Raw genomic sequence first — 26,510 nt, forward strand, 5'->3', positions numbered from 1 at the left:
GCGGCACGCGCGCCCCGGTGGTTCTGGAGCGGTGCGCATGAGCGCAGTGGCGGGGCGCTTTCCCGGCAGCACCGGGCCGATGGCCGAGCAGGTCCGTGCACTGGATTGGCAGGCGACCCCGGTGGGGCCGATCGAGACCTGGCCGGGCGCGCTGCGCAATGCGGTCAATCTGATCCTGGCCTCGCCCGAAAGCATGTACGTGGTCTGGGGCGATGACCTGACGTTCTTCTTCAACGATGCCTACAGCCCGATTCTGGGGCCCCGCCTGGAGGGCGCGCTCGGCGCGCCGTTGAGGGAGCTGTGGGCCGATGCCTGGGGTGCCGTACGCGCGCCGATCGAGAACGCCTTTGCCGGTGAATCCTCCCGCTACGAGAACCTGCCGGTGGCGATGAGCCGTCAGGGCGTGCCTGAAGAGACCTGGTGGACGTTCTCGTTTTCGCCGATCTTCCTCGACGATGGCAGGGTCGGTGGCGCGTTCTGCGTGACCAACGAGGTGACCAGCATCATCGTGGCCCAGCAGCGCCTGGCCAAGGAGAACGAGCGGCTCATCGCGCTGTTCGACAAGTCGCCGATGTTCATGGCCTTCCTCAGCGGGCCTGAGCATCGGGTCGAGCTGGCCAATCCGGGTTACCAACGGCTGGTCGGCAATCGCCATGTGCTGGGCAAGTCGATCCGGGAGGCGCTGCCGGAAATCGTCGACCAGGGTTTCATGCCGCTGTTGGATGAGGTGTACCGCACCGGCACACCGTATATCGGCAGCGAGGTGGTGTACGACGCGCCGTTCCCGTCCGATCCGTCCTCGGCCCGGCGCATGCTGGATATCGTCTTCCAGCCTGTGGCCGGTGAGGATGGCAGCACGGCAGGCGTATTCGTTCAGGGCCTGGATGTCACCTCCCACATCGAGCTGCAGCGCACGATGCGGCAGGTGGAGGCGCGCAATCGCCAGATCATCGACAGTGCCAGCGATTACGCGATCGTCGCCTCGGACCTGCAGGGCAAGGTGACCCTGTGGAATGCCGGGGCCGAGCACATCTTCGGCTGGACCGAGGCGGAGATGCTGGGTCAGAACGTGGAGGTGATCTACACCGCTGACGATATCCAGGCCAAGCGGTTGCGGCACAACCAGGGCGTCTCGATGGCCTCGGGTGGGGTCAGTGGTGAGCGCTGGCTGGCGCGCAGGTCCGGCGAGCGCTTCTGGGCCAGCGGGGCGATGACCGTGCTGCGCGATGAAGATGGCGCCGTGCTGGGCTTCGTCAAGGTACTGGGCGACCGCACCCAGGAGCGCCGCGCCAGCGATGCACTGGCCCATAGCGAGCGCCGCCTCGGCGCGCTGGTGAGCGCCTCCTCGCAGTCGCTGTATGCGGTCACCGCGGACTGGCGCGAGATGCGTCAGATCCTGGCGACCGGGCCGGTGGCACCGGACGAGAGCCTGCCTGCGGTCACCGACTGGCGAGAACGCTACGTACACCCCGATGATCGTGCCCTGCTTGAGCAGGCCATTGCGCGTGCGATGGCGCAGCGGCTGCCGCTGGAACTGGAGCACCGCAGCCTGCTGGCCGATGGCAGTGTGCGTTGGGTGCAGATGCGTGCGGTGCCCTTGCTGGACAGCGCCGGTGAGATCACCGAGTGGTTCGGCACCGCCTCGGATGTGACCGAGCGGCGTCAGGCCGAAGAGCAGCTGCGCGAGTTGACCTTGACCCTGGAAGAGCGCGTGCAGACCCGCAGCGCCGCGTTGCAGGTGGCCGAGGAGCGGCTGCGGCAGAGTCAGAAGATGGAGGCCGTGGGTCAGTTGACCGGTGGCCTGGCGCATGACTTCAACAACCTGCTGACCGCCATCTCGGTGGGGCTGGAGCTGCTGGAGCTGCGGATCGATCAGGGGCGGTATGACGACATCGGCCGCTACCTGGAGATGGCGCAGTCCAGCGCGTCGCGTGCCACGGCGCTCACCCAGCGCTTGCTGGCGTTCTCCCGCCGGCAGACGCTCGCGCCCACGCCGGTGGTGGCTGATGCGATGGTGCGCGGCATGCTGGATATCATTTCGCGCACGCTGGGGCCTTCGATCGCGATCTCCACGCAGTTGGCGTCCGATCCCTGGGCGGTACTGGTGGATGTGCCGCAGATGGAAAATGCGCTGCTGAATCTGTGCATCAATGCCCGCGACGCGATGCCTCAGGGTGGCCCGCTGCTGATCAGCGCGGCCAACGTGAGCCTGCGTGGCGAGGGCGCGGCGGCGCTGGATACGCCGCCGGGCGATTACGTCCGGCTGGCCGTCAAGGACGCGGGGACCGGCATGGAGGCGGCGGTGATCGAAAAAGTATTCGAGCCGTTCTTCACCACCAAGCCGATCGGGCAGGGGACCGGCCTGGGGCTGTCGATGATCTATGGCTTCACCCGCCAATCCGGCGGGCAGGTGCGGATCGATTCCCAGGTTGGCCACGGCACCACGGTGGAACTCTACCTGCCGCGCTTCGTCGGCGAGACCCCTGCGGACGCCGCCCAAGAACCCTCACAGGACCTGCCGGCGCGTTCAGCGCCCAGCGTCGGCACCATTCTGGTGGTGGAAGACGAGGAAGCGATCCGCGCGCTGTTGACCGAGGTCCTTGGCGGCGCGGGTTATAGGGTGTTGCAGGCACCGGAAGGAGGCCAGGCCATCGACCTGCTGCGCTCCGACGAGACGATCGACCTGCTGATCACCGATGTGGGGCTGACCGGTGGGCTCAATGGCCGTCAGGTCGCTGACGCCGGCCGCCAGGTGCGTCCCGCGTTGCCAGTGTTGTTCATCACCGGCTACGCGGCGTCGGCAGCGGTGGGCGCGGGCCAGCTGGAGGACGGCATGGAAGTGCTGACCAAGCCCTTCACGACCGCCGAACTGGAGCGACGCGCCCGCGCGCTGTTGGCGATCAGGAACCCGTCGTAGCCAGGCCAGCTGCTGTCAGAGCAGGGACCTGACCGAGGTCACCAGTTGCTTGAGCGTGAATGGCTTGCGCAGCAGTTTGATCTCCTCGCCGCGGAAGTCGGGCCGGGCCCCGGCGGGCCCCGCGTAGCCGGTCACCAGCAGGATCGGCATGGCCGGGTGCAGGGTCGTGGCGATCGTGGCCAGATCGCGACCGTCCATGCCGGGCAGGCCGACATCGGACACCAGCAGGTCGAACGGGCCGTCGTGCCTGAGGCAACCCAGCGCGGCCTCGGCATCGCCGACGTCGAGGACATCGAAGCCATCGTCGTTGAGGATGTCCTTGGTCATCTCCCGGATGGGCGCATCGTCTTCGACGAGAAGCACGCGGCATCGTGGGTGGGTTCGTGCGGCAGTCATTGCGGGCGGAGATCCTCGTGGCGTGCAGCCACCGGTGCGGATCTCCACCTTAGCGCCGGTGCGTGTTAGCCGGCCGTGCATCGCGTGCCAGCCCCATGTCATCAGCGGGGGCGGGTGCCCGTCACGGCACCGCCTGGCATGGCCTCAGTTCAGGCGCTGCCGCTCTGGGTGGGGCTTTCATCCAACAGGGCAGTGCGGATGGACCGCGCCAGATCGCTGCGGGTGAAGGGCTTGGCCAACAGGGCGATGGTGCGGCCAACGGTGCCGCTTGCGTCGATATCGCGCGGATAACCCGAGGTGAACAGCACCCGCAGGCCGGGCTTGCGGACCAGTGCCTGCTTGGCCAGGGCCCAGCCGGACATGCCCGGCATCACGATGTCGGAGAACAGCAGGTCCACGCTGACGTCGGTGCGATCCAGCAGCCGCAGCGCCGAGGGGCCGTCATGCGCCTCGAGCACGCGATAGCCCAGCTGGCGCAGGGTATCGACGGTGTAAGCGCGCACATCGTCGTTGTCCTCGGCGACCAGCACGGTCGTTTCCGCCTCGACCTCGAAGGCGTCCAGCGCCTGTGCATCGGCCGGGCGCACGCTCGGCAGGGCGGAGGCCGAGCGCGGGAACAGCAGCGTGATCGTGGTGCCGCTGCCCTCGGTGGAATCGAGCAGAACGTGCCCGCCGGATTGCTTGGCGAAGCCATACACCATCGACAGGCCCAACCCGGTGCCACGGCCAACCTCCTTGGTGGTGAAGAACGGCTCGAACACCCGCGCCATGACCTCCGGCGGCATGCCCTGGCCGCTGTCGCGGACGCGCACCATGGCGTACTGGCCGGGCGGAACGTCCGGGTGCTGCGCCGCGTAATCCTTGTCCAGGTGGATGTTGTCCATCTCGATCGTCAGGCGGCCGCCCTCGGGCATGGCATCGCGTGCATTCACCGCCAGGTTGAGGATCGAGGCTTCCAGCTGGCTCGGATCGATCTCCACGCACCAGATATCCGGGCTGTGCACCATGTCGATCTGCACCAGCTCGCCCAGCGACCGTTTGAGCATGTCCTGCATGCCGCGCATTTCTTCGTTCAGATCCACCGGCAGGTTCTTCAGCGGCTGCCGACGCGAGAAGGCGAGCAGGCGCTGGGTGACGTTGGCCGCACGCATGACGCCCTTCATCGCGTTGTCTAGCGCGCGTGAGGAATTGCCTGCCGTGTCGCCGAGCCGGTCGGTCAGCATCTTGGCGTACTCGATGTTGCCGGCGATGACGGTCAGGATGTTGTTGAAATCATGCGCGATGCCACCGGTCAGCTGGCCCACCGCCTCGATTTTCTGGCTGTGCCGCAGCGCTTCTTCAGCCTGCCGCCGCGCGGTGGTTTCCACGGCCTCGGAGACGACGGCGGTGATCCGTGCCTGATGGTCGAACAGGGGGCGGAAGGAGAAATCGAACGTGCGCTTGCCGGTTGGCAGGCGCAGTTCCAGTTCGTGGCGCGACGCCGTGCCCGCCGCAGCCTCCAGGATGGCCGTGCAGACCACGCCGGGAACGCCGGGCGTGTCGGCGAACCAGGCCGATTCGCAATAAAGGCTGCCGCGCACGTCCTGCTTGTCGGCGAGGATGGCCGCCAGCGAGGCCGAATTGGTGTCGATGATGTGGCCATCCAGGGTCAGCAGGTTCTGGTGCTGGAAACTGGATTCGAACAGCGCCTGCAGGCGGCTTTCACTGCGGTGCAGCGCGGACGTCCGCTCATCGACCTGGCGTTCCAGGGATTCGTTGCTGGCCTTGAGCAGCGACTGCGCATGCTTGAGCTCGCTGATGTCGCGCGCCATGGCGTAATAGCCCAGCACCGCGCCATCCGGCGCCAGCTCGGGCACGCAGTCCACCTGTGCGTGGCGGGGCGTACCGTCGCTGCGCAGCGAGAGCAGGTCGAAGCTCACCTTTTCGCCGAGCAGGACCCGCTCCAGGTGCTGCTGGATGCTGTTGAAGGTGTCCTCGCCGACGACCTCGCGGGTATGTCGGCCGATCAGGCTCTCCGGCGTGCGGCCGTGCCACTCGACATAGGCGTTGTTGGCGAAACGGTAGCGGTGGTCATGGCCGAAGTAGGCGATCAGCGCGGGCAGCGAATCGGTGATCAGCTTCAGCCGCTGGTGGCTGTCGTGCAGTTCGGCCTCGATACGCAGCAGCCGGCGGCGCTCCTGGGCTTCATGGATGCCCCGGACCACGGCATCGGGCAGGCGCTGCAGGCGCGATTTGACTACATAGTCGCGCGCGCCGCGCTTGAGCGCCTGCACGGCGAGTTCTTCGGTAAGCGTGCCGGAAACGAAGATGAAAGGAATCCCGGGGGCGATCTCGCTGGCCAGGGCGAGGGCAGCGTCGCCATCGAAGCCTGGCAGCACGTGGTCGGCCAGGATCACATCGAACGAGGCGGTGGTCAGGGCATCGAGCATGCCCTGGTGCGACCAGGTGCGTTCGGCCGTGAACGGGAGCCCGGCGCGGCGCAGCTGCGCGGTGATCAGCTCTGCATCCAGTGCACTGTCTTCGACCATCAGGATCCTGATGGTCTTTGTTGTGGCGGCCTCAGCCATCGTTTGTACTCTTCCCACCGAACAGGGTGCCGTGCGGTGGCGGCTGATTGGTGATGCCCCAGAACATGCCCAGCCCCTGGATCGCCTCGAGGAACTCCTTGAAATCCACCGGCTTGACCACGAAGGCGTTGACGCCCAGTTCGTAGCTGCGGATCAGATCCTGTTCTTCCCGCGAGGAGGTCAGCATCACCACCGGGGTGCTGCTCAGGGCGCGGTCGCTGCGGATTTCCTTGAGGACTTCCAGGCCGTTGAGCTTGGGCAGTTTCAAATCCAGCAGCACCACCACCGGGCCGCCGTGCATGGCGCCTGCATAGGGACCCTGGCAGCGGAGATACTCCAGCGCTTCCACGCCGTCGCGCACATGGGTCACGTCGTTGAGCAGCTGGCAGCGCGCAAGCGCCGCCATCGTCAATTCGGCGTCTTTCGGGTTGTCTTCTACGAGCAGGATCGGTCGCAGATCTCTCATAGGTGGTCTCCATCAGCAAAGGGAATGGTGAAATAGAAGGTGGCGCCGGCGCCGACCTGGCCTTCGGCCCAGGTGCGGCCGCCATGGCGGGTGATGATGCGGTGCACGTTGGCCAGGCCGATGCCGGTGCCTTCGTACTCATCGACGTGATGCAGCCGCTGGAACACGCCGAACAGCTTGTCCACATAGCGCATGTCGAAACCGCAGCCGTTGTCTTTCACGAAGAAGATGTCCTCCGTGTCATTGCGTTGGTGACCCACCTCGATGCGTGGCTCGGGCGTGTCACGGGTGAACTTGATCGCGTTGGACAGCAGGTTCTGCCAGACCAGCCGCAGCATGCCGGGGTCGGCCAGTACCCTGGGCAGCGTCCTGATCTCCCAGGCGATGGCACGGCCGGTGTATTCCATGTCCAGCTTGTGGCGCACGTCATCCGCCAGGGCGGTCATGTCCATCGCGATCTGGCCCATCGTCGAGCGGCCCATCTGCGAGAAGCTGAGCAGATCATCCACCAGCGTCCCTGCCGATTTTGCCGACTCCACGATGGTCTCGAGGAATCTCTTTTCTGAATCGTTCAATCGCTCGCCGGCCGACGACCACAGCAGTTCGGAGTAGCCCACGATGTGGCGGAATGGTGCGCGCAGGTCATGACTGACCGAATAGGAGAACGCTTCGAGCTCCTTGTTGCTGCGGAGCAACTGTTCATTCAACGCCGCCATCTCCTCGGCCTTGCGCAGCACGATGTCCACGATCGCGGTGCGCAGTTCCAGCGCGGCATCACGGTCCACCTCGTTCCAGGGCAGCGACTGCTCGCGCACCGTCTGCTTCCAGCCTTCGAAGGAGGTGCGCGGCGACAGCGGCTGCTCGCTTTCTTCCTTGCGCGGATCACCGCCCCAGCGGACGGTGCGGACCACCTCCGGCCGGAACCAGATCACGAAGCTGTCGTGGATCTGCGAGATGGAGATGGCCAGCACGCCACTGGCGACGCCGGCGAAGGCTTCGGCGTGCTTCCATTGCTGCGGGAGCGTGTCGGTGCAGAAGATGTCGCCCTCGATAGGCTGGGCGGTCAACCACTGGACCAGCTGCATCACCTGGCGCTGGCTCGGGCAGTCGCCGTGCAGGATGCATTCGCCACGGTGCACGATCGCCGCACCGGCCGATTGGGTCAGCGCGAGCAGGCTGCGTTGATCGCGGCCCAGCGCGGCCATGAAGTCGGTATCGCCGGCCATCCGGCCGAGCAGCCGCACCTGGATGGCGCGGCGTGCAATGCGTTCTTCGACCTGCACCGCGCGCTGCTTCAGCGAAATCTGCAGCGACAGGATCTGGCCAATGAACTCGCAGGCCGTGCGCACGTGGTACGGCACCCGGCGCGCGCGCCGGTTATGGCAGGAGATCAGGCCCCACAGTTCGCCCTCGCACAGCACCGAGACCGACATCGATGCACCGGTGCCCATGTTGCGCATGTACTGCAGGTGCACCGGGGAGACGCTGCGCAGCATGGCCGGGCCGAGGTCGGTGGGCGGCGCCTCGGCGATCGCGGGCACGCGCACCAGCGGTACCGGGGTGTAGTGGCTGTCAGCGATCAGCCGGATCCGGTTCTGCCGGTACAGCTCACGCGCCTGCGCGGGAATGTCCGATTCCGGGAAGCGCAGATCCAGGTAGGAGGGCAACACGCTGTTGCGGTCCTCGGCCACGACCGCGCCGTTCCAGTCCGGGTCGAACTGGTAGATCATCGTGCGGTCGAAGCCGGTCAGCTCGCGGATATGCACCGCGGCGATCTCACTTAGGGCCTGCGTGGTGGGCGCCCGCTCGATCGCGGCCATGAAGCGGCGGATCGAGGGATAGAGGTCTTCCAGCGAGCCTGGCTCGCCCGGCACCGGGGCTTCCAGCTCGATGATGACGTCATCCCCGATGCGGTGCGCCACCGTAGGGTGGTGGCCGGCCATGCCGACCGGAAGCGCGCCGAGGAAGTGCGAAGCACCTTGCTCCAGCGCCACCAGCAGCGGCCTGCAGTGGGCCAGCGTGCCGCCGAGCACGGTGTCAAGGGATTGCCCGAGCGGATCGCCGAGCGTCTCGATGAGCTCCGGCCGCGCGACGGCGCGGGCGTTGACGGTCAATGTCGGGTGGTCGAGGACCAGGATCAATCCGTAGGGCTGGATCGCGCCGGGGGTACGGATCGGCTCACGCGCACAGCTGGACAGATCCAAGGCGCTTGCGCCGGAATTCCTCGAGGACATTCATTGACTCCTGATCTTTACCAGTGCTGGACACCGCCCAAAGGGCACGGCGGCACCTGGTCTTTCAGGAGCACACACCGTCACCTGCGACGCGGTGTGCCACAGTTCCCTTATTTTTGCATAGGCGATCGTCCTGATTTGTGAGGATGCGACGGTGTTCCTTGCGCTGCGCGCGGATCAGTCCCAGCGGTAACGGAGGGTGGCTGACCAGAGCCCACCGGAGCCATCGATCGGACCCCCATTGGCGTAGCGGTAGTACTCGTTCGCCGCCAGCAGCGGCTCGGGCAGTTTCGTGACCTTGCGGTCGAACACGTTGTTGGCGTTCAGTGCCACGTCCCAGCCGCCGGGCAGGGTGGCGCCCAGTTGCAGATCGGTGATCCAGAGGCCGCCGATGTCGTAGGCGATCTCGGCCTGGCCCGCATAAGGCCCACTGCTGGCCACCGTGGTCGGCGATCCATAGCGTTGGATGTCCCCGTAGCGGCTCTGGCGCAGGCCGACGCGGTAGCGGCCCAAGCTCCAGTCAAGGCCCAGCACCTGCCGGGACTTCGGCGCCTTGTAAAGCAACTCGTTCTGCGATCCGGTGCTGAACACCGGCACATTGAAGGCGGCCAGCACCGCGGGTGTGGGGGCCAGCCCGGTGATCTCCGCGCGGGTGTGGCTGCTGGCCAGGGTCCAGCGCAGGGCGCCGCCGCGACCAAGATCGAAGCGGCCTTCGAGCGTGGCCTCCACACCTTCGGTGCGCGTATCGGCGGCATTGATGAAGTAGCGCACCCCATCCTGCGCGCCGAGGCCCACCGCGGTGACCAGCGCACCGGAGCCGGGATACAGCCCCTCGCGGAAGGTGGTGGACAGTGCGATGCGGTCATCCACATCGATGCGGTAGGCATCCACGGTCAGCGACGCGCCCTGCCACGGCTCGGCCACGATCCCCAGACTGAGGCTGCGCGAGGTTTCCGGGCGCAGTGGCTGCGCGCCCAGGGCGATGGCCTGCGGCGAGCCGGCCTGCAGGATGTGGTCGGTGTAGAAATTGCCATTGGAGGTGTTGCGGTAGGCCTGCGCAGCCAGCGAAGGGGCCTGGAAGCCGTTGCTGATCGTGCCGCGCAGGGCAAGCCGGGGGTGCAGAGCGAAGCGGGTGGACAGGCGACCGGTGGTCTCGCTGCCGAAATCCGAGTAACGCTCATGCCGGCCGGCCAGGTCCACCCGCCAGCGTGCGCCCAGGTCGGCAGCGACACCGACGTACACCGCGCCGCTGTTGCGGCTGACATCCACCGCATCTTCCGGCCGATAGCCGGGCAGGGCCTGCGAGCCGCCCAGGCCGATGCCCAGTACGGTGCCGGCATACGGACCCTCCAGCACCCGCTGCCCGCCATGGGTATAGGACTGCACGTCGCCGGCGCCGATCCGGTAGCGCTCGTCGCGGTACTCCGCACCCGCGCTGAGCTCCAGTGGCGCGGCCAGCCACGCGGTCTGCAGCCGGCGGCGCACATCCAGGTTGTGGGTCCAGGCGCTGTAGCGCAGGTCGCCGATATAGAAGTCGGTCTGGCTGTCCAGCCCATAAGTGGGGTTGATGCTGTTGTGCAGGTTGATGTCCATCGCATCGCGCCCGTAGCCGCTGCTGAGGTCCCAATCCCACTCGCCGGCCTGGCCGCGGACGCCCAGCGTCAGCGCGGCATCGTTCTCGTCGATGTGCTCGGTGGGTGCGAAGCCATCCGGATCGATGGCCCGCACCACTTCGTTGCGAAGCGGCTGGCGGAAGTTCTGCGGTGCCCATGCATCGCGCTGGGCCAGCGTCAGCAGCCCGTAGGCCTCTACCGTCGCCGCCAGGGGCAGGCTGGCATTGGCGGTGGCGGTCTTGGTGCGGAACGCGCGGATGCCGCGGTTGCGCCAGGCGTTGTTGTCGCGGGTGGCTTCGCGCGGATCCGGCGTGGCACCGGCGGGTAGCGTCGGGTTGCTGGCCTGGTTGCCACCGGGCCGGATCGCCGTGCCGGCCGAGTTGCGCGGGAAGTAATACAGGAAGGTATCGCGTGCGGGGCTGGTGTAGTCGGTGGCGTGCTGATCATCCAGCTGTGCGGCCAGATGCAGATAGCCGCCATCGCCGATGCCGAAGCCGACATCGGCCTGCACCACGCGCGAACGGCCATCGCCGGCGAAGTAGGTGCCATCGCGGTAGGAGACGTTGCCGCCACGCGCCGCCTTGTTGGTGACGATATTGATCACCCCGGCGATGGCGTCCGAGCCGTAGATCGCCGAGGCGCCATCGCGCAGCACTTCGATGCGCTCGATCGCACCGGTGGGGATCAGGGCGAGATCGGCCGGTGCGGCGCCGCCGAAACCACCGGCGCCCAGCAGTGCGGTGGCGTGGCGGCGTTTGCCATCCACCAGCACCAGCACGTGGCTGGCGTTGAGGCCACGCAGCTGTCCGGCGCGCACCATGCTGTTCAGATCGCCGGTTTCCAGCGGCAGGTTGAAGCTGGGCACGGTGGTGTTGAGCACATCCAGCAGGCTGGTCGCGTTGGCCGCGCGGATGTCTTCGGCCGACAGCACATCGATCGGTGCCGCGCTTTCGCGCACGGTGCGGCCTTGGGCGCGGGTGCCGGTCACGGTGACCGTATCGAGCGTGGCGGTGCTGGTAGCGGTGATGGCACTGGCATTCGTCTCCGGCGCTGCGTGGGCGGCAAGGGGCAGGGAGAGCGCGGAAACGATGGCCAGGGCCAACGGCAGGCGATGGTGCGTGGACAGCATGGAGGATCCCCAGGGAGAAGAAAGGCCGATGCGCAGGGGCATGCGGCGGGCAGGCAACGGCGGTAGCGCCGGATCAGGCGCGGTGAGGCAGCGCACCCGGACAACAGCGTTCGGCCGCGGCGGCGATGCGCCGGGCGTGGATCACGGCGCCCCCCTCGCGGCAGCGGCCCAGCGCTCGAGATCGGCCGGATGCAGCGGTCCGTTGTGGACCTGCAGGACCGTGCCCTGCGCATCGATCAACACCGAAAAGGGCAGCGTGCCGATGCGGTTGCCGAACGTGGCGGCGCTGCCGGGCGGGCCGTCGCTCTCCACCAGTTGCCGATAGGTGAGCTGAAGCTGGTCGCGCAGGGCGTTGGCAGCCTCGATGTCGTCCAGTGCGATGCCGACCACCTGCACGCCGTTCGGCAGCGGTGCCTGCGCCTGCGAGAAATGCTGCAGGTCCGGCAGCTCCTTCAGGCAGGGCCCACACCAGCTGGCCCAGTAGTTGAGCAGCACCGGGCGGCCGCGCCATTGCGCCAGCGCCGCCGGGGCGCCGTCCAGATCGGTCCAGTGCAGGGCGGGCGCGGCCTGGCCGGCGGATGCGTGGGGTGTTGGCGGGGCTGCGTGCGATGCCAGGGGCAGCGCGAGCATCAGTACGCCGGCCAGCAGCGCCGGCAGATGCGAAGCAGGAGAGGTCATGGAGGGGAGGCCATCGAAGACGTCGCACGCGACGCGAAGCGGTCATCGGTCAAGGTGTGCAGGAACTGTTCGATATCGTCGATCTCCGCTTCGGTCAGGTGCAGCGGATCGCGCAGCTGTGCATCGCGGCCGATCGAATCGGGGATCACCTTGCCGGGGTCGTCGTAGTACACGATCACCTCGCGCAGGGTCTTGAACATGCCGTTGTGCATGTACGGCGCGGTCAGTGCGACGTTGCGCAGGCCGGGCACCTTGAACTCGCCCTTCTGCGTGGGATCGCCGGTGATGCCGCCGCGGCCCTCGTCATTGAACTCGCGGCCGTTGTAGATGCCGATGTTCTTGAAACGGTCCGAGGTGAAATCCTCGCCGGCGTGGCAGCTCACGCACTGGGCCTTGGTGATGAACAGCAGGCGGCCGCGCTTGGCCGCGTCGCTGATCGCGTCTTCCTGGCCGAGTGCATAACGGTCGTAGGGACTGTCCACGGTATTGAGGGTCTTCTGGTAGGCGCCCAGCGCCCGGCCCAGCGTGCGCGGGCTGGGTGCGGCGTTGTAGGTCGCCTGGAAGCGCGCGACCCACGCCGGGTCTGCAAGCAGCCGGGCCACTGCCTGGTCCACCGGCAGGTCCATTTCCAGCGGGTTGGCGATCGGCGCCAGGGCCTGCTCTTCCAGGGTTTCGCTGCGGCCATCCCAGAAGAAACGGGTGCGCCCGGCACTGTTCATCACGCTGGGGGTGTTGCGGGTGCCCACACGGCCTTCCACGCCCAGGCTGAGCGCACGGTCATCGGCGAATGCGCGGGCAGGCTGGTGGCAGCTGGCGCACGACACCGTACGGTCGCGCGACAGGATGGGATCGAAGAACAACTGGCGGCCCAGCTGGGCGCGTGGGTTGTCGGAGAGATCGCCGTCGTAGGTCGGGGCATCGGCGGAGAACACCGGCGCCAGTACCGCCACGCCGATCAGCGCGGCCAGCAGGGCAAGGGAGCGGACAGGGCGGGACATGGCGGTGCCGCGCTCAACGCGCGGCGATCTCCTGCTGGACCAGCTCGCACAGCCCACTCTCCTCGAAGCACACCTGGGCACGCAGGGTGCCGTTCACCGGTCCGGTGCCGGCGGCGACCGGCAGGCGCAGCTGACCGCGTTCGCTGAAGTAGGTGTAGCGATACTCGCCGGCGAAACTGCGGCCGTGCCCTTCGCGCGGCGCGACCGAGTGCAGCGGTCCCTGCGCCTGTTCGCCACCGGCCAGGGTCACCCGCGCTGCCCGTGGGCCGATCTGCGGTTGCTCGAAATCCGAGGCATACAGAATCCAACCGGGTTCGATGCGGGCGTCGATCACCAGCTCACGGGTGCCGTCGGTGCGCGCTTCCAAGCGCGGATCGAGTGCGACCTTCGGGGTATCGGCGGCGGCCGCGCCGAACGGGATGAGCAGCAACGCGGCAACCCACGGGGCAAGGCTGCGACTCACTCCTTCGCCCCCTGGCCCTCGGTGGTGATGCGCAGCTGCACCTCGTCGGCGATGTTGGGCAGGAACCCGGTCAGGCCGAACTCACTGCGGCGGATGACGGCCGTGGCGTTGAAGCCGATCGTGGGCACCTTGCGGCTCGGGTGTTCGCCCACTTTGTTGAGCGTGGCCTCAAGCACGACCGGGCGGGTCACCCCATGCAGCGTCAGCTCACCGGTGATTTTCAGGCGGCCGGTGCCTTGCGACACCACCGAGGTACTGCGGAAGCTGGCCTGCGGGTGCTTGGCCACATCGAACAGCTTGTCGCCCTTGACGATCTCGTCCAGTTTCGGGACGTGGGTGGCCAGCTCGGCCAGTGGCAGCTCCACCTGCACCTGCGACGCAGCGGGCTTGGCCGCATCGTAGATGAGCGTGCCGCTGCTGATCGCCGCGCGGCCGGTCGGGAAGGAGAAACCGTTGTGGTTCCAGGTGAACAGCACATCGGTGTGGGTGGGGTCGAGCTGATAGGTCACCGGTGCGGCGGTCGCCACGGCGGGTGCGCTGGAAAGGGCAAGCAGTGCGAGTATCAGGGGAGTACGCATGTGAAGTTCTCTGGGCAGTGGCGCGCAGTCGCCCGCGGCATCACGAAGAGGCCGTGCCGGGCAGGCAGCGCAGGAGCGGGTGAGCAACGGCCAGACGCGCTGGCCGCTGCAGCGGGTTACGGGGCGACTGCCAGTGATGCGGTCGTCGCCGGGGCGGCGGGAGCAGCGGCGCTGGCCGCGTGCGGATCCGGTTCGGCGATCAGTCCGTCAAGCAGGCTGTTGAAGCGGGTCACGTAATCCCGGTGATACTCACCGGTGACAGTGCCGGTGTAGCCGGTATAGATCTCGCGGACCTTGCCGTCGCGGCCGATGATGATCGTGGTCGGGAAGGCGGCCATGTAATTGAGCCCCTTCAGTTTTTCGGTGGCGACTTTCTTGTCGGCGATACCACCGAACACGATGTCGTAACGGATGTCGAAATAATCCTTGAAGGTGGTCAGGGTCTTCTGGAAATAATCGAAGTTGTCTTCCTGCTCGAAGGCAACGGCCACCGCTTCCACCCCACGGTGATGGTTCTGCTTGAACCACGGCGCCAGGAAGTAGGTCTGGTCGGTGCAGTTGGGGCACCAGGTGCCGATCACTTCAACGATCACCACCTTGCCGCGGTACTTGTCGTCCTGCAGCGAGACCTGCTTGCCCTGCAGATCGGGGAAGCTGAAATCAATGCGGTCCTGGCCATCCTTGAGGAAGGTGAGCTTGTACGGATCGGGCAGCTCCACCTTGTCGCTCTTCTCGGCCTCGAACTTGACCACGTTGTAAATGCCGCTGCCGAACGCGCCCTGGATGTTGCCGTCTTCATCGATCGTGCCGCGGATCAGCAACGGGCTCGGCCCGCTGAAGCCGGACAGATAGAAGCGGTTGCCCTGTACGGTGCCTTCCAGCTCGCGGGTATCGCCGACGACGGTCATGAACACGCCCGAGAGGCGGTTTCCTTCCTGCTTGAGCAGGGCCACCTGGTTGCGCTTGTCCTGGCGGGCAGCCTTGTCGATGGTCTGCACGGCCCACTTGCCGCTGAGGTCCGCTGCCGGCGCCTCGTCCTGGCCTGGCTTGACGAAGCGCCATGCCGCGCCCTGTTCGGCGGTGAAGGCAAGGTTGCGCGCCCCGTTGCGGCTGGGCACCAGGTCCTTGTACTGGCCCACGAGGTGTTTGCCATCCTCGGAGACCTTGCCTTCCAGGACGGCGTCGTAGGTGTTCATCCGCACCGAGAACGTCCCGTCATCGCGCGGGGTGACCTTGAATTTGTCCGTGCGCGTGCCGTTGAGCAGGGTGAAGGTCGCGTCCTGCGCGCGCTTGCCCTTCACTTCGAAATTGAAGGGGATGGGGTCGCCATCGATGGTGAATTCGCCGCGCCAGACGCCTTCGGCAGGAAAGGGTGCCTTGGTCGCCGCCGATGCGGCGAAGGACAGGCTTGAGGCCAGGAACAGGGTCGCGACAACGCGACCGGATAATGCCAGTGTCATGAGAGTGCTTCCAGATAATCCCCTTGGACGCGCCAAGTCGCCGGCGATGCAGCCCCCGTTCCACTGCATCCGCTGAAAGGCCATCCCTGGCCGGTCACGTGCCATCCCTGGCGTAATGGGATTATTGCCACGTGAATGTCGTAAAAGTTCATCGCCGCTTGGTACGCATGTTCATCAGCATATTCACAGGCGCGACGATGGCAGCCTGATAACCGTTTTGATATCAGCGGATTTGCCGCTGTGCACGACATCGAAGACCATGGTGGCCTGAGCTGTTCGGCCGCGGGCCGATAAAGGAGGGAGGTCATCGTGACGCCAAGGGAAGGTATCCAAGTCTCGGTCTACACCCGCTGGCACCAGCTGGCAGTGCCGCTCGCATTCGCGTTGGCGGCGGGCAGTTTCATGTTCATCGTGCTCAATCGCGGCCCGGTGGGCGTCGCCATCCTGGTGGCGATGCTATGCCTGGTGCTGCCACCGCTGCTGGCCTTCCAGGGGTTCCCGACGCGCAACGAAGTGATGGTCCTGCCCGACGGTTTGATGTTCTCGCGGCGCGATGCGGTGCCCTTCGATGAGCTGTCCAGCTGGGGCACCGATGACTATCTGAAACTGGTGCGGCCGGGCCGGGCGACACTGATGGTGAGTGCGGCCGATCTGCAGAGCCGTGATCGCTTGCTGCGCGAATTCGACCAGGCGCTGGCGACCTGGCAACGCCAGCAGCCAGCGGTCAGCGAGCCGATCCGCCGCACGCACTTCTATGGCTCCGCGCGTGCGGCCGCCATCGGCGCGGTGATCATCGGATTGGGCGCGCTGTGCATGGTGATGGCATTGCGGCTGCGTGAGCCGTCCATCGAACTGGCGGCTGTCGGTGCGCTGGGTGGGCTGGTCGGTGTGATCATGCTGCTCGGTCGCCGGGTCTGATCAGGCCTGGTGTCCACACCGTCTTGTTTTCAGCGTCTCGCATATTTCACGAGCTGAAGCGCAGCCTGCCGATGCGAGCTGCGTCCGCAGCGCATGAAAAGGAGTGCCATACGCTATGAATACCCGAGGCGATTACGCCCACCCCGAGCCCGTCGCTGCGGCGACCGTGGCCGTGGTCACCCCACCGCCGGTGGTGGATCTTCCGCGCGACAGCGCCGTGTCATGGGGTGCGATCCTGGCCGGTGCGATTGCGGCGGCCGCGCTTTCGTTGATCCTGGTGATTCTCGGCGTGGGCCTGGGCCTGTCGTCCGTCTCGCCGTGGTCGTTTGAAGGCGTGACGGCCGAGACGTTTGGCTGGTCCAGCATAGCCTGGTTGACCTTCACCGCCATCGCAGCCTCCGGTCTGGGTGGCTATCTGGCCGGTCGCCTGCGCACGAAGTGGAGCAACCTACACGGCGATGAAACCTACTTCCGCGATACCGCGCATGGTTTCGTGTCGTGGGCCGTGGCCACGCTGCTGACGGCCGCGCTGCTGACCTCTGCGATCGGCGGCATTCTCGGTGCCGGTGCCAAGGTGGCTGGTGCTACCGCAGGTGCGGCAGCCTCCACTGCGGGTGGTATCGCCGCCGCGGGTGCGGGCTCGGCCGCGATGGGCAGTGACCAGGGGGACGTGCAGTACTGGGTGGATTCGCTGTTCCGCGCCAACCCGACCGCGGCGCAGCCCGCGCCGCCGGCCGGCCCGGCCGATGCAGCGGCACTGTCGGCACCGCCAGTCAATGGCGCACCGCCGCCGCCGCGCCCGATGCCGGGTGCAGACCGCCGTCCGGACAGTCGTGAGGTGCGCACCGAGGTCAACCGCATCATCGTCAACAGCCTCAAGTCCGACACCATGGACCCCGCCGATACGCAGTACCTGGGTCAGCTGGTGGCGGCACAGACGGGCATGAGTCAGGCCGAAGCGCAGGCCCGCGTGACCGATGTGCAGACCCGCCTGCGTGCGGCCCTGGACAACGCCAAGCAGCAGGCCAAGCAGGCGGCGGACGATGCCCGCAAGGCCACCGCTTACGCTGCGCTGTGGCTGTTCATCACGCTGCTCATCGGTGCCTTCATTGCCAGCCTGAGTGCCACCTGGGGCGGCCGTCGCCGCGACCTGTGAACCTGATCATCCCAAGGGAGGAAACACCATGAAGTACATTCTGCTGTGGATGCTCGGCATTCCGATTCCGCTGCTGCTCCTGTTTGCGCTGCTGCGCTGACCGCTCCACCATCAGGCCGCCTTAGGGCGGCCTGATGCGTTATGGCGGGCTGCCCATGGAGGGGCGCTACGCGCACTGCCTATCGCACCAATCTGAATGAGTCAGGGAGGTGCACGGAACCTTCACGCCATCGGCATCTGCCGTCATGCCCAATCTTCCTGAATTCATTTAAGCTTTGAAGATTGCGACCCCCATTCATATCGGTGATGGGTCGCCAGCCCACCCGGTGTATCCCTTCTTTCAGGACCCTTTCCATGGCGGCTTTGCAGCAGCGCACGATCGATCTCATCCGCAGCCATCAGGAGCCCCTGCTGGCCGCATGGGCCGGCAATCTGGCCGGTTCCAGCCAGGCGCAGGACGGCCGGCTGTCGTCCCGCGAGCTGGACAGCCAGGTCCGCGAATTCTGGCGCCTGTTCCTCGATGCGGTGTCGGCCACCGACGTCAGCTCGATCGCACGCGTGGAGTGGCAGGACATCCGCCGCTTCCTGGAAGAGCTTTCCCGCGAGCGCGTGCTGAAGGGATTCAACTCGTCGGAGACCGCGAGCTTCATCTTCTCGCTCAAGCGACCGCTGTTCGACGTGATCCAGCAGGGGTATGCCAATGACCCGGCGCAGCTGGGCGACCAGCTGTGGGCGATCTCCGAGCTGATCGATCAGCTGGGGCTGCACACGGTCAGCGTGTTCCAGAAAACCCGCGAAGACGTGATCCAGCGCCAGCAGGAAGAAATGCTCGAGTTGTCCACGCCCGTGGTGAAGCTGTGGGACGGTGTGCTGGCGCTGCCGATGATCGGCACGCTGGATTCGCAGCGCACCCAGGTGGTGATGGAGTCGCTGCTGCAGCGCATCGTGGATACCGGTTCTGAAATCGCCATCATCGATATCACCGGCGTGCCGACCGTGGATACGCTGGTGGCCCAGCATCTGCTGAAGACCGTCACCGCCATCCGCCTGATGGGCGCCGATGCGATCATCAGCGGCGTGCGACCGCAGATCGCCCAGACCATCGTGCACCTCGGGCTGGACCTGCAGGGCATCGTGACCAAGGCCAATCTGGCCGACGCACTGGCGCTGGCGCTCAAGCGCACCGGCCAGACCGTCACCCGGACCGCCCGCTGAGATGGAGCGCATCCCGATCCTGCAGATGGGCGATCTGCTGCTGGTGACGATCCAGGTGGACATGCATGACCAGCTCGCGCTGACGCTGCAGGACGACCTCACCGAGAAGATCCGCAGCACCTCCGCGCGCGGTGTGCTGATCGACATTTCCGCACTGGATATCGTCGATTCGTTCATCGGCCGCATGATCGCCACCATTTCGTCGCTGGCCCGGATCATGGATGCCACCACGGTCGTGGTGGGCATGCAGCCGGCCGTGGCGATCACGCTGGTGGAGCTGGGCCTTACGCTCAGTGGCGTGCGCACCGCGCTCAATGTGGAGCGGGGCATGAAGCTGCTGCAGCGTACCGACGAAGACGAAGCTGCCTCATGAGTGCGTCCAGTGGTTCGCTGCCGATCCGCATCGAGCAGGATGTCGTACTGGCCCGCCAGGCCGCGCGCCAGATCTGCGTGGCCTGCAAGCTGCGTCTGATCGACCAGACCAAGCTGGTCACGGCCGCCAGCGAGCTGGCCCGCAACGCCGTGATCTACGGCGGCGGCGGAACCATGGATTGGGAGGTCGTGGAGAAAGGCCTGCGCAAAGGCGTCCGGCTGGTCTTCGCCGACAACGGGCCCGGCATCCCTGATGTCGCGCAGGCCCTTACCGATGGCTGGTCATCCGGCTCGGGCATGGGCCTGGGGTTGTCCGGTTCGCGCCGCCTGGTGGATGAATTCGAACTGGAGAGTGCGCCGGGGCAGGGCACCCGCATCACGATCACCAAATGGAGCTGAACTTCGCCGGCCAGGTAACGCGGGTCGTGCTGGTCGAAGAAACCTCCCAGGTCGGACAGGCCCGGCGCGAAGCGCTGGCGCTGGCCGATCATGTCGGCCTGGATGAAATGGACGCCGGCCGCGCGGCGTTGGTGGCCACGGAGATGGCGACCAACGTGCTCAAGCATGGGCGCGGCGGACGCATGTATCTGTCCGTGGTCTGTGGCCGCGGCGACAACGGTGTGGAGCTGTGCACCGTGGACACCGGTCCGGGCTTTTCCCTGGCCGAGTGTCTTCCAGACGGCTACTCGACCGGGGGCACCCAAGGGCTGGGGCTCGGTGCGATCCAGCGCCAGGCCACCGTGCTGGATGCCTGGTCCGATGCCAAGGGCGCGGTGGTGGTGGCGCGGATCTACGCCAGCCGTACCCCACGCGATATCGATGTGGCCTACGGCGCGCTGCGCATTCCGATGCGGCACGAGTTGGCGTGCGGCGATGCATGGCATATCCGCGCCGACGGACCAACCGTGGCGGTGACCGTGATCGATGGCCTCGGCCATGGACTGCCCGCCGCCGATGCGTCGCGGGCCGGCATGGAGGCAGTCGCGCACACGGCCGCGGGCGGCGCAGCGGCGTTGATCGGCGTCCTGCACGCGGGCATGTCCGGCACCCGGGGCGGTGCAGCGGCCGTTGCCTGCGTGGACGTGGCCACCCTGCAGGTGGAGTTTGCCGGTATCGGCAATATCGCCGCGAGCCTGTGCGAGCCCACCGGTTCGCGTGGGTTGGCCTCACACCCGGGTATCGTGGGCGTGCAGTACCGCAAGGCACAACCATTCCATTTTCACGCCGCGGCAGGCACGCTGCTGGTCATGCATAGTGATGGCCTGCAGGCGCGCTGGAGCCTGCGTGACTACCCCGGTCTGCTGCACCGCCACCCGGGTTTGATCGTGGCGGTGCTGCAGCGTGATTTCGATCGTGGCCGGGATGACGCCGGCATTGTTGCCCTGCGTCTTGGAGATCTGCATTGAGCGCTTCACCCGATGATCAGGAGCTGCAACGGCTGCGCCTGGAAGCCGATGCGCTGCGCGCTGAGTTGGATGAAACCAATCAGGGGGTGCTCGCCTTGTATGCCGAGCTGGACGAGCAGGCCGAGCAACTGCGCGAGGTGTCCGAGCTGAAGAGCCGGTTCCTGTCGTACATGAGCCATGAGTTCCGCACGCCGCTGGGCTCGATCCTGAGCATGACGCGCCTGTTGGAGGACGGCATGGATGGCCCACTGACCGAGGAGCAGCGTCGGCAGGTGCGCTTCATCAGCGCCTCGACCAGTGAACTGCGCGAGATGGTGGACGACCTGCTGGATCTGGCCAAGATCGAGGCGGGGCGGATCACCATTTCGCCGGCCTGGTTCGACCTGATGGACCTGTTCTCCGCGCTGCGTGGCATGTTCCGCCCGCTGGTGGAAGGCAATCAGGTGGACCTGGTATTCGAAGACCCCCCGGTCATGCCGCTGCTCTATACCGACGACAAGAAGCTGGCGCAGATCCTGCGCAACTTCATTTCCAACGCATTGAAGTTCACGCCCAATGGCCAGGTGGTGGTATCCACCCGGCTGGAAGGTGAGAGCGCCGTGCGCTTCAGCGTGCGCGATACCGGCATCGGTATCCCCGCCGAACTCCAGTCGACCCTGTTCGAGGATTTCGTGCAGGTGGATACACCGCTGCAGAAGCGCCTGCGCGGAACCGGCCTTGGTTTGTCCCTGTGCAAGCGATTTGCCGAGCTGCTGGGTGGGCATGTCGGGGTTGAGAGTGACATCGGCAAAGGCTCGGACTTCTATGTCGTACTGCCGCTGACACTGGCCACGGAGGCCACGCATGCCCAGTCCTGATCGCATCCTGGTGGTGGATGACAATGTGGCGACCCGTTACGCGGTGCGCCGCGTACTTGAGCACCACGGGTTCCATGTCGAGGAAGCGGGCACCGGCGGTGAGGGACTCACACGCCTGGCCGAACATGATTTCGGCGCGCTGGTGCTGGATGTGAACCTGCCGGACATGAGCGGCTTCGATGTGGTGCGCCAGCTGCGTGAGGACGCGCGGCTGCAGTTGCTGCCGGTGGTACACGTCTCTGCCGCATCCATCGCTACCGGTGACATGATCACCGGCCTGAACGCCGGCGCCGATGCCTATCTGATCCATCCGGTCGATCCGGATGTGTTGTTGGCCACGCTGCGCAGCCTGCTTCGCGCCCGCCGGGCCGAAGAGGCGCTGCGCGAAACCGAGGCGCGGTTCCGCGAGATTTTCCGCCATATCAATGCCCCGATCGCGGTACTGGATGCGTCACTGAACGCACACGATGCCAATGATGCCTTCACCCGTCTGCTGGGCCAGCAGGCAGGGCCGGGGCAACTCGATCAGCTGCTGCAGGATCAGGTCGTCCCGCTCAGTGCGTTGAAAGTGGCGCTGGCCGAAGGCGAACGGTGGCAGGGAACCTTCAGCCTTCGGGTCGGCGGTGCCGTGCGCATGACCGAGTGGCGGGTGACCCCGTACCAGGCCGCAGGGCAGGGCCTGGTGCTGATCGAAGACACCACCGAACACCATGCGCGTGCCAACGAGCAGCGCCAGGAACTGGAGAGCGCAACCTCTGAGCTTGCCTTCCAGATCGCCGAGCGCGAGCGCACCGAGATCGAGTTGATGCAGGCGCAGAAGATGGACGCGCTGGGCCAGCTCACCGGCGGCATCGCGCACGATTTCAACAACCTGCTGACCACGATCATCTCCGGGCTGGACATGATCGAGATCGCCGCCTCCAGCGGTAAATGGGACAAGGCTTCGCGCTATGTCGAGATCGCTACGGGCTCGGCACACCGTGCCGCCGCGCTGACCCAGCGCATGCTGGCGTTTGCCCGCAAACAGCCGCTCGATCCGCAGACCTTCGATGTCGTGGCGCGGGTGCGGTCGCTGGAAGACATGCTGCAGCGATCGATCGGTGAGAACATCGAACTCGAGCTGGAACTGGGCGTTGAACCGCTGATCGCGGTCGCCGACCCGAACCAGTTCGAGAACGTGATCCTCAACCTGGTCATCAACGCCCGCGATGCACTGGCGGGCCAGGGGCTGATCCGCATCCGCGCCGGACGTGCCCAGATCGAGCGCGACCATGAGCTTGCGCCTGGCCACTACATCACCGTCACCGTGCTCGACAATGGCGTCGGCATACCCGCGGAGCTGTTGACCAAGGTATTCGAGCCCTTCTTCACCACCAAGCCGCAGGGCGAGGGGACCGGGCTGGGGCTGTCGATGACCTATGGGTTCGCGCGCCAATCCGGCGGCAGTGCGCGCATTGCCAGCGAACGGGGCGAGGGCACCGAGATCGAGCTGCTGCTGCCCGAGGGGCAGCTCCAGTCTGCGGCCCACGACACATTGGCACCCGCACAGCTGACCCGTGGCAGTGCCGAGCGGATTCTGCTGGTGGACGATACCGATTCGGTACGCATGATGGTCCGGGAGATGCTGGTGGAGGCCGGTTATCAGGTCGTTGAGGCCATCAACGCACAGCAGGCCCTGTTGGAACTGCATTCGGACCGCGAGCTGGACCTGCTGCTGTCCGATGTGGGGCTGCCGGGCATGAACGGCCGTGAGCTTGCCGACGCAGCACGGGTATTGCGCCCGCATTTGCCGGTGCTGTTCGTCACCGGTTACACAGAGAGTGCGGCCGTCCGCAATGAGTTCCTGGGGCAGGGCATGTCGTTGCTGCCCAAGCCGTTCAGCGTGAACGAGCTGCTTCGGGGCGTGCGGCAGATGTTCAACCCGGGCTGAGCTGGCGGACCGCCGGCATGGGTACAATCCCCCGACGCCTCCGGGGGAAACCGCCATGTCGCCACCCGCCATCGGCCCTGCCGCCCGCGCACTGGCAGACCGTGAGTGCAGGGCCATCGCCGCTGCGCTGGCGCTCCAGCCCGATGTCCACGATGCCGTGCATCGGGCGCGCAAGACGATACGCCGCCTTCGCGCGCTGCTCGCCGTGCTGGAGAGCAGCGACCTTGAGACCGCCCGGACCGACGCGGCCCTGCGCCGGCTCGGCCACGGGTTGTCGGCCTTGCGCGATGCCCATGTGGTGGTGGAGACCTGCCAGCACCTCGCCGCGCAGCAGCCCGCCCCGCCGTGGTCAGAGGTGTGCAGGCGGTTGATGGCGCGGCGCGACGTATTGCTCGCCCGGGCGCTGGCGCGCGACCCGGCGTTTGCACGTCGTCACGCGGCGCTGCTGCGTATCGCCGGTGAACTCCAGGCGCAGCCATGGGACGCGCTGAGTGCGCGCGATCTCCGCAAGGGTCTGGCCCGCAGCGAACGCCGTACTGCCAAGGCGGAGAAGCGCGCCGCCCGCACCGCAGATCCGCAGGACCTGCATCGCTGGCGGCGCAGAGTGCGTCGCCTGCGGATGCAGCTGGAGGCGATGCCCGCACTGGACAGTGCGCGCGCGGCCTCGGTCAAACGGACAGGACCGGGCCACCAGGCGCGCGCGCTGCATGCGCTGGGTGATCAGCTTGGCAGGCAACAGGACCTGCGGATGGTCCGCAACCTGGTGCGGGTGATGCCGGGCGTGCCGGAACGGCGTGGGTTGCTTGCGCAGATCGATGCTGCACTGGCCGCTGCGCGCGGCTGAGCGGTGGCCGCCGGCGCCACGACAAGGATCATGTCGCCAGTGCGGCACCGCGGTGACTGGCGCGCCGGGCAAGCACCGCGACCCACATCGAAGCCATCAATATCCCGGCGCTGGCGATGAACGTGGCGCGATAGCCGAGCCCGTCAAACAGCACGCCGCCCAGGGTGGCGCCCAGCGCGATCGCCATCTGTACAACGGCCACCATCAGCCCACCGGCGGCTTCTCCATCGCGTGGCAGCGTCCTGGCCAGCCAGGTCCACCACGCAACCGGTGCCGAGGTGCCGAACAGACCCCACAGGCCAAGCAGTATCGCCGTCAGCGGGAGCGCCGGGTCCGCCAATGCCAGGGCCAGGGCCAACGCCGCCATCAGCAACGGAAGCACAATCAAGGTGGCATACAGCCAGTTCCTCACGAACGGCTCGATCAACACGGTGCCGATCACCCCGGCACCGCCGATCATCAGCAGGATCAGCGACAGCGTCGAGACGGTGATGCCGCCCACTGTCTCCAGATAGGGCCGCAGGTAGGTGAACAGTGCGAACTGCCCCATGAAGAACAGACAGGTGGCGAGCATGCCCAGCGCCACAACGCGGTGCCGGAGCAGCCCGAGCACGTTCCATGAGGCGGGCGCACCGGTTGCCTGCATGCGCGGCAGCGTCGCCATCTTCCACAGCAGGGCGGCAAAGGCCACGGGCACCAGCAGGAAGAACGCGCCGCGCCAGCCGACCACGGCACCGAAGTAGCTTCCCAGCGGTGCCGCCACCACCATGGCCAGGGCATTGCCGCCATTGACCAGCGCCAGCGCGCGCGGCACCTGGTGTGGTGGTACCAGGCGCATGGCAGTGGCCGCCGACATCGACCAGAAGCCACCGATCGCGATGCCGATCAACGCGCGCCCGACCATGAAGGTGGTGAAGTCGGGGGCCAATGCGGCGAGCGTCGCCGACAGCATCATGGTCACGGTAAGCGCGAGCAGCAGCCGCTTGCGATCGACCCCGCCGGCGAGCGGCGCGATGATCAGGCTGGTGACCAGTGCGAAGGCGCCGGAGACGGCGATGGCCTGACCGGCCTGCCCTTCGCTGACGTGCAGATCGCGCGCCAGCGGAGTGAGCAGGCTCACCGGCATGAACTCGGCGGCCACGAGGGCAAACGCACCGAGGGACATCGCCAGCACGCCGCCCCATTGGCGGGCGGTGGCATTCACCGGCGGTGAGGGCACGAGCACGTCCTGATGCCGGTTCAATGCAGGTTGGCGCGGAAGAACTGCGTCAACGTATCGAACGGGATCAGGTCCACCCGGTCGTACAGGTCGACATGGCCGGCGCCCGGCACCACGACAAGCTGCTTGGGCTGCCCGGCCAGGCGGTAGGCCTCTTCACTGAACTCCCGCGAATGGGCGGTCTCACCGGTGACGAACAGCATCGGGCGCGGCGAGATCGTCTCGATATCTGCGAACTGATGGAAGTTCAGGAATTTCAGGTTGCTGGTCAGGGTAGGGTGCGTGGTCAGCTCGGGCGACGAACCGGCCGGCGTGTACTCACCCCGCGGCGTGCGGTAGAAATCGTAGAACTCGCGTTCGATCGGCGAGGAATCCGCATCGATCCGATGCACCGAGCCGCTGGTGTAACGGGGCGGCTGGCCGGCGAATTCGGCATCGCGATGGGCGACGGCAGCGGCGATGGCGGCTTTGCGCTGTTCCACGGTGACGGCATGGCCCAATCCATTGCGGTTGGCGCCGCCCATGTCATACATGCTGATCGTGGCGATGGCCTGGATCCGCGGGTCGATCTTGGCGGCACTGATCACGAAGCTGCCGCTGCCACAGATGCCGATGGCACCGATGCGGTCTTTGGCCACGAACGATTGCGCGCGCAGGAAATCGACGGCGGCGCTGAAGTCTTCGGCATAGATGTCGGGCGACACTGCATTGCGCGGTTCACCTTCGCTTTCGCCCCAGAACGACAGATCCAGCGACAAGGTAATGAAGCCCTGCTCGGCCATGCGGGTGGCATAGAGGTTGGCGCTCTGTTCCTTTACCGCACCCATCGGGTGACCGACGACAATCGCGGCGTGCCGGGTGGAACGGTCCAGTGCCTTGGGCACGAACAGATTGCCGGCGACCTGCATGCGGTACTGGTTTTTGAACGTGACCTTCTGCACGGTCACCTGGTCACTGGTGTAGAAGTTGTCTGCGCCGTGGGACATGTCGGCTCCTGAGGCAAGCAAGGGAAGGATCAGCAGCGCCAACAGCGCCAGGGTCTTGTTCATCGGCGTCCAGAGAGAGGTGGGGAGGCCGGACCAGTCTGCCGGGGC

The 26,510-nt window shown here is 66.5% G+C and carries 22 protein-coding genes; 10 read left to right on the forward strand and 12 right to left on the reverse strand.

The window, feature by feature from the left end:
- Positions 1-37: 37 nt before the first annotated feature.
- Positions 38-2,917, forward strand: coding sequence for a hybrid sensor histidine kinase/response regulator (locus tag AC06E9_RS05575; RefSeq protein ID WP_478055652.1), 2,880 nt, complete (start codon positions 38-40; stop codon positions 2,915-2,917).
- Between the two features lie 15 nt (positions 2,918-2,932).
- On the opposite strand, the gene AC06E9_RS05580 is transcribed toward AC06E9_RS05575, so the two are convergent.
- From AC06E9_RS05580 to AC06E9_RS05625, 10 genes are all read right to left on the reverse strand, one after another.
- Positions 2,933-3,313, reverse strand: a complete 381-nt coding sequence (locus AC06E9_RS05580; RefSeq protein WP_183073659.1) for a response regulator — start codon at positions 3,311-3,313, stop codon at positions 2,933-2,935.
- A gap of 149 nt (positions 3,314-3,462) precedes the next feature.
- Positions 3,463-5,880, reverse strand: a complete 2,418-nt coding sequence (locus tag AC06E9_RS05585; RefSeq protein WP_478055653.1) for a hybrid sensor histidine kinase/response regulator — start codon at positions 5,878-5,880, stop codon at positions 3,463-3,465.
- Positions 5,873-6,346, reverse strand: a complete 474-nt coding sequence (locus AC06E9_RS05590; RefSeq protein ID WP_282257462.1) for a response regulator — start codon at positions 6,344-6,346, stop codon at positions 5,873-5,875. The genes AC06E9_RS05585 and AC06E9_RS05590 overlap by 8 nt, the downstream gene beginning before the upstream one ends.
- Entirely contained in the window at positions 6,343-8,580 is a 2,238-nt protein-coding gene (locus tag AC06E9_RS05595) for an ATP-binding protein (RefSeq protein WP_121037449.1), read from the reverse strand. Before AC06E9_RS05595 ends, AC06E9_RS05590 begins: the two co-directional genes overlap by 4 nt.
- Before the next feature lie 177 nt (positions 8,581-8,757).
- Complete coding sequence (locus tag AC06E9_RS05600) at positions 8,758-11,322, reverse strand: TonB-dependent receptor plug domain-containing protein (protein WP_478055654.1); 2,565 nt, start codon at positions 11,320-11,322, stop codon at positions 8,758-8,760.
- Between the two features lie 141 nt (positions 11,323-11,463).
- Complete coding sequence (locus AC06E9_RS05605) at positions 11,464-12,000, reverse strand: TlpA family protein disulfide reductase (RefSeq protein WP_152151199.1); 537 nt, start codon at positions 11,998-12,000, stop codon at positions 11,464-11,466.
- Positions 11,997-12,998: a cytochrome-c peroxidase gene (locus AC06E9_RS05610; RefSeq protein ID WP_121037440.1), complete on the reverse strand. Its 1,002-nt coding sequence runs from the start codon at positions 12,996-12,998 to the stop codon at positions 11,997-11,999. The genes AC06E9_RS05605 and AC06E9_RS05610 overlap by 4 nt, the downstream gene beginning before the upstream one ends.
- Positions 12,999-13,011: 13 nt before the next feature.
- Positions 13,012-13,461, reverse strand: coding sequence for a protein-disulfide reductase DsbD domain-containing protein (locus tag AC06E9_RS05615; protein ID WP_478055655.1), 450 nt, complete (start codon positions 13,459-13,461; stop codon positions 13,012-13,014).
- Complete coding sequence (locus AC06E9_RS05620; RefSeq protein ID WP_121037434.1) at positions 13,458-14,039, reverse strand: YceI family protein; 582 nt, start codon at positions 14,037-14,039, stop codon at positions 13,458-13,460. Before AC06E9_RS05620 ends, AC06E9_RS05615 begins: the two co-directional genes overlap by 4 nt.
- Positions 14,040-14,155: 116 nt before the next feature.
- Positions 14,156-15,499 (reverse strand): peroxiredoxin family protein, encoded by a 1,344-nt coding sequence (locus AC06E9_RS05625; protein WP_478055656.1) that lies wholly within the window; start codon positions 15,497-15,499, stop codon positions 14,156-14,158.
- 309 nt (positions 15,500-15,808) lie between these two features.
- Between AC06E9_RS05625 and AC06E9_RS05630 the strand changes: the two genes are divergently transcribed.
- From AC06E9_RS05630 to AC06E9_RS05670, 9 genes are all read left to right on the forward strand, one after another.
- Positions 15,809-16,417 carry a hypothetical protein gene (locus AC06E9_RS05630; protein ID WP_461770014.1) on the forward strand — a complete coding sequence of 203 codons (609 nt, stop codon included), beginning with the start codon at positions 15,809-15,811 and terminating at the stop codon, positions 16,415-16,417.
- A gap of 115 nt (positions 16,418-16,532) precedes the next feature.
- Positions 16,533-17,573 (forward strand): hypothetical protein, encoded by a 1,041-nt coding sequence (locus AC06E9_RS05635; protein WP_121037426.1) that lies wholly within the window; start codon positions 16,533-16,535, stop codon positions 17,571-17,573.
- A gap of 354 nt (positions 17,574-17,927) precedes the next feature.
- Positions 17,928-18,788 carry an STAS domain-containing protein gene (locus AC06E9_RS05640; protein ID WP_121037423.1) on the forward strand — a complete coding sequence of 287 codons (861 nt, stop codon included), beginning with the start codon at positions 17,928-17,930 and terminating at the stop codon, positions 18,786-18,788.
- Between the two features lies 1 nt (position 18,789).
- Positions 18,790-19,161 carry an STAS domain-containing protein gene (locus AC06E9_RS05645; protein ID WP_019184175.1) on the forward strand — a complete coding sequence of 124 codons (372 nt, stop codon included), beginning with the start codon at positions 18,790-18,792 and terminating at the stop codon, positions 19,159-19,161.
- Positions 19,158-19,559 (forward strand): anti-sigma regulatory factor, encoded by a 402-nt coding sequence (locus AC06E9_RS05650; RefSeq protein WP_121037420.1) that lies wholly within the window; start codon positions 19,158-19,160, stop codon positions 19,557-19,559. Before AC06E9_RS05645 ends, AC06E9_RS05650 begins: the two co-directional genes overlap by 4 nt.
- Complete coding sequence (locus AC06E9_RS05655) at positions 19,550-20,566, forward strand: ATP-binding protein (protein WP_478055657.1); 1,017 nt, start codon at positions 19,550-19,552, stop codon at positions 20,564-20,566. The genes AC06E9_RS05650 and AC06E9_RS05655 overlap by 10 nt, the downstream gene beginning before the upstream one ends.
- Positions 20,563-21,423: a sensor histidine kinase gene (locus AC06E9_RS05660; RefSeq protein ID WP_121037414.1), complete on the forward strand. Its 861-nt coding sequence runs from the start codon at positions 20,563-20,565 to the stop codon at positions 21,421-21,423. The genes AC06E9_RS05655 and AC06E9_RS05660 overlap by 4 nt, the downstream gene beginning before the upstream one ends.
- Complete coding sequence (locus AC06E9_RS05665; protein ID WP_461770010.1) at positions 21,410-23,353, forward strand: response regulator; 1,944 nt, start codon at positions 21,410-21,412, stop codon at positions 23,351-23,353. The genes AC06E9_RS05660 and AC06E9_RS05665 overlap by 14 nt, the downstream gene beginning before the upstream one ends.
- Positions 23,354-23,408: 55 nt before the next feature.
- Positions 23,409-24,197 carry a CHAD domain-containing protein gene (locus tag AC06E9_RS05670; RefSeq protein ID WP_478055658.1) on the forward strand — a complete coding sequence of 263 codons (789 nt, stop codon included), beginning with the start codon at positions 23,409-23,411 and terminating at the stop codon, positions 24,195-24,197.
- A gap of 28 nt (positions 24,198-24,225) precedes the next feature.
- Here AC06E9_RS05670 and AC06E9_RS05675 read toward each other — a convergent pair whose 3' ends face one another.
- Positions 24,226-25,416, reverse strand: a complete 1,191-nt coding sequence (locus AC06E9_RS05675) for an MFS transporter (protein ID WP_478055659.1) — start codon at positions 25,414-25,416, stop codon at positions 24,226-24,228.
- Positions 25,417-25,436: 20 nt separating this feature from the next.
- Positions 25,437-26,465 carry an alpha/beta hydrolase gene (locus AC06E9_RS05680; RefSeq protein WP_478055660.1) on the reverse strand — a complete coding sequence of 343 codons (1,029 nt, stop codon included), beginning with the start codon at positions 26,463-26,465 and terminating at the stop codon, positions 25,437-25,439.
- Positions 26,466-26,510: the final 45 nt, after the last annotated feature.

Source organism: Stenotrophomonas sp. Steno-Z10-BAI, from assembly GCF_056393115.1.

Coding starts and splice junctions, on each gene's coding strand:
- AC06E9_RS05575 (WP_478055652.1), top strand. CDS start 38: ATGAGCGCAGTGGCGGGGCGCTTTCCCGGCAGCACCGGGCCGATGGCC.
- AC06E9_RS05580 (WP_183073659.1), bottom strand. CDS start 3,313: ATGACTGCCGCACGAACCCACCCACGATGCCGCGTGCTTCTCGTCGAA.
- AC06E9_RS05585 (WP_478055653.1), bottom strand. CDS start 5,880: ATGGCTGAGGCCGCCACAACAAAGACCATCAGGATCCTGATGGTCGAA.
- AC06E9_RS05590 (WP_282257462.1), bottom strand. CDS start 6,346: ATGAGAGATCTGCGACCGATCCTGCTCGTAGAAGACAACCCGAAAGAC.
- AC06E9_RS05595 (WP_121037449.1), bottom strand. CDS start 8,580: ATGTCCTCGAGGAATTCCGGCGCAAGCGCCTTGGATCTGTCCAGCTGT.
- AC06E9_RS05600 (WP_478055654.1), bottom strand. CDS start 11,322: ATGCTGTCCACGCACCATCGCCTGCCGTTGGCCCTGGCCATCGTTTCC.
- AC06E9_RS05605 (WP_152151199.1), bottom strand. CDS start 12,000: ATGACCTCTCCTGCTTCGCATCTGCCGGCGCTGCTGGCCGGCGTACTG.
- AC06E9_RS05610 (WP_121037440.1), bottom strand. CDS start 12,998: ATGTCCCGCCCTGTCCGCTCCCTTGCCCTGCTGGCCGCGCTGATCGGC.
- AC06E9_RS05620 (WP_121037434.1), bottom strand. CDS start 14,039: ATGCGTACTCCCCTGATACTCGCACTGCTTGCCCTTTCCAGCGCACCC.
- AC06E9_RS05625 (WP_478055656.1), bottom strand. CDS start 15,499: ATGACACTGGCATTATCCGGTCGCGTTGTCGCGACCCTGTTCCTGGCC.
- AC06E9_RS05635 (WP_121037426.1), top strand. CDS start 16,533: ATGAATACCCGAGGCGATTACGCCCACCCCGAGCCCGTCGCTGCGGCG.
- AC06E9_RS05640 (WP_121037423.1), top strand. CDS start 17,928: ATGGCGGCTTTGCAGCAGCGCACGATCGATCTCATCCGCAGCCATCAG.
- AC06E9_RS05645 (WP_019184175.1), top strand. CDS start 18,790: ATGGAGCGCATCCCGATCCTGCAGATGGGCGATCTGCTGCTGGTGACG.
- AC06E9_RS05650 (WP_121037420.1), top strand. CDS start 19,158: ATGAGTGCGTCCAGTGGTTCGCTGCCGATCCGCATCGAGCAGGATGTC.
- AC06E9_RS05655 (WP_478055657.1), top strand. CDS start 19,550: ATGGAGCTGAACTTCGCCGGCCAGGTAACGCGGGTCGTGCTGGTCGAA.
- AC06E9_RS05665 (WP_461770010.1), top strand. CDS start 21,410: ATGCCCAGTCCTGATCGCATCCTGGTGGTGGATGACAATGTGGCGACC.
- AC06E9_RS05670 (WP_478055658.1), top strand. CDS start 23,409: ATGTCGCCACCCGCCATCGGCCCTGCCGCCCGCGCACTGGCAGACCGT.
- AC06E9_RS05680 (WP_478055660.1), bottom strand. CDS start 26,465: ATGAACAAGACCCTGGCGCTGTTGGCGCTGCTGATCCTTCCCTTGCTT.